Origin of the sequence: Methanobrevibacter curvatus, from assembly GCF_001639295.1 — an archaeon.
In the GTDB taxonomy this organism is placed as follows: Archaea; Methanobacteriota; Methanobacteria; order Methanobacteriales; family Methanobacteriaceae; genus Methanoflexus; species Methanoflexus curvatus.
The window spans coordinates 1-5,461 of record NZ_LWMV01000020.1 but is presented as its reverse complement, the minus strand read 5'-3'; the positions used below and the strand labels follow the sequence as shown (position 1 = coordinate 5,461).

Below are 5,461 nucleotides of genomic sequence, written 5' to 3'. Positions count from 1 at the left end.
CAAGCATATCAGGAAAATGGTATGTTCAAAACTCAAAAACCAAAAAATATTCCCCTATTAAAATAAAGAAATTTCCAAGTAGCTACAAAATTACATACTATGGCAAGCATACTGAAAATCTTAACACAGGTGTCAACAATAAACTAAACCCCTATGTTTTTACCACTTTAAAAATTTCCACTAAAATAAATGGAAAAACAAGCAAATACACACAAAAAGCTTATGTAGCTTCTACCACGGATATATACTTCAAAGATGATTTAACAAGTAAAGAAAGAATAAAATATAATGAAACATTGATTAATCATGCTAAAAATAAAAAATGGGTTCATGTTAACCATTCTATTGTAAAAAAACAATTAATAACTCTTTTAAGAGATGACAAAGATAGCAAAATCAATGGTGAACTAACTTCCCTATCAAAGGCTAAAGCTATTTATATATGGGTTGGAAAAAAAGAGAAATATTCTGGTTATCGTGATAGCCATCATAGTGATTTATGGTCAATTGAAAAAATAAATAAAATTAAAGGCAACGGATCTGACGATATAAATCTTATAAACTGTGCAGATCATTCAAATCTAGTAGTTTCCTTACTTAGAACTGCTGGAATACCTGCTATCTATGCACATAGTGATGTTTTTGGTGGTCATTATTGGGCTTGTGCTTATGTTAAATTAACAAAAAATGGAAAAACTTTAACAGCTTGGCACTGGCTAGATACAATACATCCTCACTACAAATACAATAAGTCACCAAAAACAAAAGGAGAGTTTAAAGCCCGCCCTAAAGTAGCTATTGATGCTATTAAATATCCAAGTGACAAAAATATGGTTACAAAGAAAGATTTAGAAAATCATCTTAATTATGGATTCTAATGAAAGTTAATTCAATATTTATATAAAAAAGGAGTGATTTCAAATGTTAACTAAAAAAATATGTTTATTTGCTGTTGCAATATTTATAATATTGCTATGTGCTAGTTGTGTGAGTGCCACTACTTATAGTATTAACAATTCTACTGATCCTGACACCATTTCTAAAATGATTAGCTGAGATTTACCAATAAAAAACGGCAAATTCATTAAAAATGGAGACATAATCAAATTCAAAGAAGGAAACTACCAAAACTTAAAATTAACAATCAAAAAAAGAATCAAACTAACCACTAACAAAAAAGAAATAAACAAAGCTAAATTCATAGGCAAAGGCAACGGTATTTTCATCAACATCAAAGCCAAAAAAGTAAAAATTTACGGATTAAACATAAAAAATTATGACCTTGCAATCAAAGCAAAGACAAACAATAGCTATTTTAACAAAATAACTTTTTATAAAAACGGAATTAAAATATCTGGAAACAAAAACAAAATATACAAAAACAACTTTACTCTTTCAGACATTGACACACAGGGAAAAAACAACACAATATACTCAAACAAAATAAAAAAAAGCAACATAAAAACTGGAGGATATGGAACCATTCTTTATAAAAACACATTAACAAACTCTTACACCACCACTAAAGGAAATAAAAACTTAATAATAAGCAACAAACTTTACAAAGCATATATCACCACCCAAGGCAAATTAAACAAAATTTATAAAAACAAAATAACTAAAGGTAACATAGAAGCTGGAGGATATGGAACCAATCTTAATAAAAATACACTAATAAACTCTTACATTACCACTAAGGGAAATAAGAATTTAATAATAAGCAACAAACTTTACAAAGCAGACATGACTATCCAAGGCAAATTAAACAAAGTTTATAAAAACAAAATATATAAAAACGATATAACTAGCATTGGGGTTTATGGATCACATAATGCCATATACAAAAATACTATTTCCCAAGCTCAAAATGGCATTGATATCAACGGCAATAAGAATATCCTAACTAAAAATAAAATTCTTAACTGTGTAAATGGAATTGTATATCAAGAAAGAAGTACTATTTTCAAAAATAATGTTTTTAAAGGAAATAAAAAGAATATCTGGTACAATCCAGTTGTTTATCCAGAATGAGTATAATATAAATTTTTGAAGATATTTTTTAAAATATCTTTTTAAATTTTTTTAGGTGATTTTTCATGTTAAAAAAGAGTGTTTTTGTCTTTATCGTGATTTTATCAATTTTTATACTTATTGGTAGTGTTAGTGCAGCCACTTATGGTATTAGTAATTCTACTGATTCTGACACTATCTCTAAAATGATTAGTGGTAAAATACCTATTAAAGATAATAAATTTATTAAAAATGGAGATGTTGTTAAGTTTCGTGCTGGAGATTACAACAATTTAAAACTAATTGTTAATAAAAGAATTACTATAACCACAACTAAAGATTCAAAAGGTAAAGTACGATTTATTGGAAAAAATAAAGGAATAGCTATTAATCTAAAGAATAACAAAAACAAAAAAATAAATATAATTGGATTAAAGATTTCAAAATATGACTATGGGATCTATGGAAAACTAAACTCAGGAAAAATAAGCAAAAACCTTTTTTACAAAAACTTGAACAAAGCAATAGCTATTAAAGGCTCTAAAAACTCAATTGTTAATAATAGATTTATTAAAAGTATAAATGGACTAAATATTGTTGGAAATTATAATAAAGTTAATCATAACAAGATTAAAGGAAACTCTAAGGAAAATGAAGTAGATTTTTCTGAAAATGGATTGAATATTGTTGGAAATTACAATTCCATTTATAAAAATAAAATTTATTATTTCAATTCAGGCATATATATTCAAGGCAATAAGAACATTATTAAAAAAAATTCTGCATATAAATGTTCTGAAGGCATGGGCTTTTCTTTTGGCAAAAAAACTCAGTAAGCTACAACCGCATTTACTACAGCACAAATAATGGAATTTTCATCAATGATGATGAATCAAAATATAGCTTCAACAAAATTAGCTACTCTAGCAATTCTGGGTTAGTAATTTTAGGTTCTTCAAACACTGCTTATAAAAATAAAGCCTATAAGAATAGTATTGGTATCTCTTACTTAAAAGGTAACCATATTTCTTCAAATATTCTAAGTAAAAATAAGAAAAACCTTGAAAAAATCTCTATTGAATCTTTAGGAGAATATTAACACATAGCCTTAAAAGAGTATTCTTAATCAAAATACTCTTTTTATACATTTTAATATCAGGAGGTCAGATTTATATGAAAAAATTAAGAATTTAAGAAATTATTCAAGATGTTTTGAAATAAATATATCATGATTTTCTAAAAATATAAAATGAAATTAGTCATTTGAAGATGTCCCATGATTAATTTCATGAAAAAAATTAATTTCTTTGAAATTGATTTAATCAATAAATCGCTATTTAAATATAAATTAATAATTTATTAAGCATTATTTTATTAAATAAAATTGTAATTAACAACTATACTAAATTTAATCAATTTAAAACCAATTTTAAATTATCTAAAATTTAAAAATTTTGAACTATGGAACATCCTCATTTACTAAAAAAATGGATAGAAAATATATTACCAAAAAATAAGTATTGGACTGTAATATTAAAATAAGACTGTAGATGTGGAATCTCTGGCAAAGCCAATTCAGCTAAAATAGCTAAAATAGCTTTTTATAAAAATTCTTTTAGGAATATAAATATTAAGTCTAATAAATTACATTTTGGGTCTTCTTTATCGTAAACTAATGACATTTTCATTTTTATTGCAATAAAATGTCTGTAATCATCATTATTTAAATATTTTGGTTTAGAAAGCCTTTAAATTTATTTAAAATAATTATTAAATTGTATTTTTAATTTTTTTAGCGTATACTTCATGAAAATTATAAAAAAAGATTGTATTGAGCTCAAATTTTCATGGACTTTCTAACATTCTATTTTCAAATTATTTTTTTATTTTTTTCTATCTTAGATTTAATCCAATTAATTTGGTTTTTGTCATTTCATCTATAGCATATTTGACTCCTTCTTTTCCAACACCACTGTTTTTAAATCCTCCAAAAGGCATGTTATCTGTTCTAAATGTGGATTGTTTATTTATAAAAACTGATCCCGCTATTATTTCATTAGCAACTTTTAATCCATTGTGGATATTTTCTGTGTAAACTCCAGCTTGAAGACCAAATTCTGTGTTGTTAGCTATTTTAATAGCTTCATCAACATCTTTAACTCTAATGACTGGTGCAACAGGACCAAATAGCTCTTGTTTAATAATACTGCTCTCACCGTCAATATTGTCTAAAATTGTTGGAGTGTAAAAATTATCTTTTCTCTTTCCACCTGTAATTAAATCTGCTCCAGTATCAATCATGTTTTGAACAGACTTTTCAACGATTTTGGCTGCTTCTTCATCAATAAGTGGCCCAATATCTGTATTTTTATTCATTGGATTGCCTACTCTTAATTTTTCTGTTTCTTTTTTAAATGATTGTAAAAATTCATCAGCTATTTCATTTTCCACTATTATTCTTTTAACTCCCATACATACTTGACCTGCAAAGAGATATGCTCCATTTACAGCACCTTTAACTGCTTTTTCAAGATTTGCATCTTTTAATATTATTAATGGGTCATTTCCACCAAGTTCAAGTGATACTTTTTTCATTCCTGCTTTTGAAGCTATTAACTTTCCAACCTCAACACTTCCAGTAAATGTGATCTTATCTACATTAGGATTTGTAATTAGTTCATTGGAAAGTTCACTTCCACCACCAAGAACTGTGCTTAGTACTCCTTGCGGAAATTCAGATGATATGATCTTTGACATTTCAATGGCTGCAAGAGGTGCTTTAAGTGAAGGTTTTAAAATACAAGAGTTCTTTGAAGCTATTGCAGGACCAATTTTATGAATGGCTAAGTTGACTGGATAGTTAAAGGGAGTAATAGCAACAACAAGACCTAATGGAACTTTTTGAGTAAATGCAAAAAAGCCTTTGCCCCCTAAACCAGCATCTAATGGAACACTTTCTCCGTAGATTCTTTTAGATTCTTCAGCTGAGAATTTTAATGTTTCAATAGATCTATCCATTTCTACAATAGAATCTTTAATTGGTTTTCCTGTTTCTTCTGTGAGTATTTTAGCAATTTTCTTTTTTTCATGCTTTAAATTTTCAAAAGCAGTGTATAAAGCATTTGATATTTTTCTCGATGAAAAATCAATTAGCTCTTTTTGACCCATTTTTGCATTAGATATAAGTTTTTTAAGATCTTTAATATTTTGTTTTTCTAGTTGAATTATTATTTTTTGATTATATGGATTAATAATATTTATTGTATTCTTTTTTTCCTTTTTATTGATTTTATGTTGCGTTTTATCATTTATTGTCATTTTTTCACATTTTATGCCATTTTTTATAACAGAAAATAGGATATTATTTTTATTATTTTTATTATTTTTATTTTTAGTCTTATTATTATTCTATGAATTTATATATTTATTCTGTATATTTTGACATTTTTAT

Annotated in this window: 5 protein-coding genes; 4 read left to right on the top strand and 1 reads right to left on the bottom strand. The window is 26.1% G+C overall.

Annotated elements, in window-relative coordinates:
* From MBCUR_RS00615 to MBCUR_RS00605, 4 genes are all read left to right on the top strand, one after another.
* A partial coding sequence (locus MBCUR_RS00615; RefSeq protein ID WP_169805768.1) for a transglutaminase-like domain-containing protein occupies positions 1 to 878 on the top strand: 878 nt, incomplete at its 5' end.
* Between the two features lie 43 nt (positions 879 to 921).
* Positions 922 to 1,056: a hypothetical protein gene (locus MBCUR_RS10890; protein ID WP_281190499.1), complete on the top strand. Its 135-nt coding sequence runs from the start codon at positions 922 to 924 to the stop codon at positions 1,054 to 1,056.
* Between the two features lie 687 nt (positions 1,057 to 1,743).
* Positions 1,744 to 2,031: a right-handed parallel beta-helix repeat-containing protein gene (locus tag MBCUR_RS00610; RefSeq protein WP_067088929.1), complete on the top strand. Its 288-nt coding sequence runs from the start codon at positions 1,744 to 1,746 to the stop codon at positions 2,029 to 2,031.
* A gap of 65 nt (positions 2,032 to 2,096) precedes the next feature.
* Positions 2,097 to 2,846 carry a hypothetical protein gene (locus MBCUR_RS00605; RefSeq protein ID WP_067088927.1) on the top strand — a complete coding sequence of 250 codons (750 nt, stop codon included), beginning with the start codon at positions 2,097 to 2,099 and terminating at the stop codon, positions 2,844 to 2,846.
* 1,057 nt (positions 2,847 to 3,903) lie between these two features.
* Here the strand turns inward: MBCUR_RS00605 and MBCUR_RS00600 are convergent.
* Positions 3,904 to 5,328: a lactaldehyde dehydrogenase gene (locus MBCUR_RS00600; protein WP_067088924.1), complete on the bottom strand. Its 1,425-nt coding sequence runs from the start codon at positions 5,326 to 5,328 to the stop codon at positions 3,904 to 3,906.
* Positions 5,329 to 5,461 lie beyond the last annotated feature (133 nt).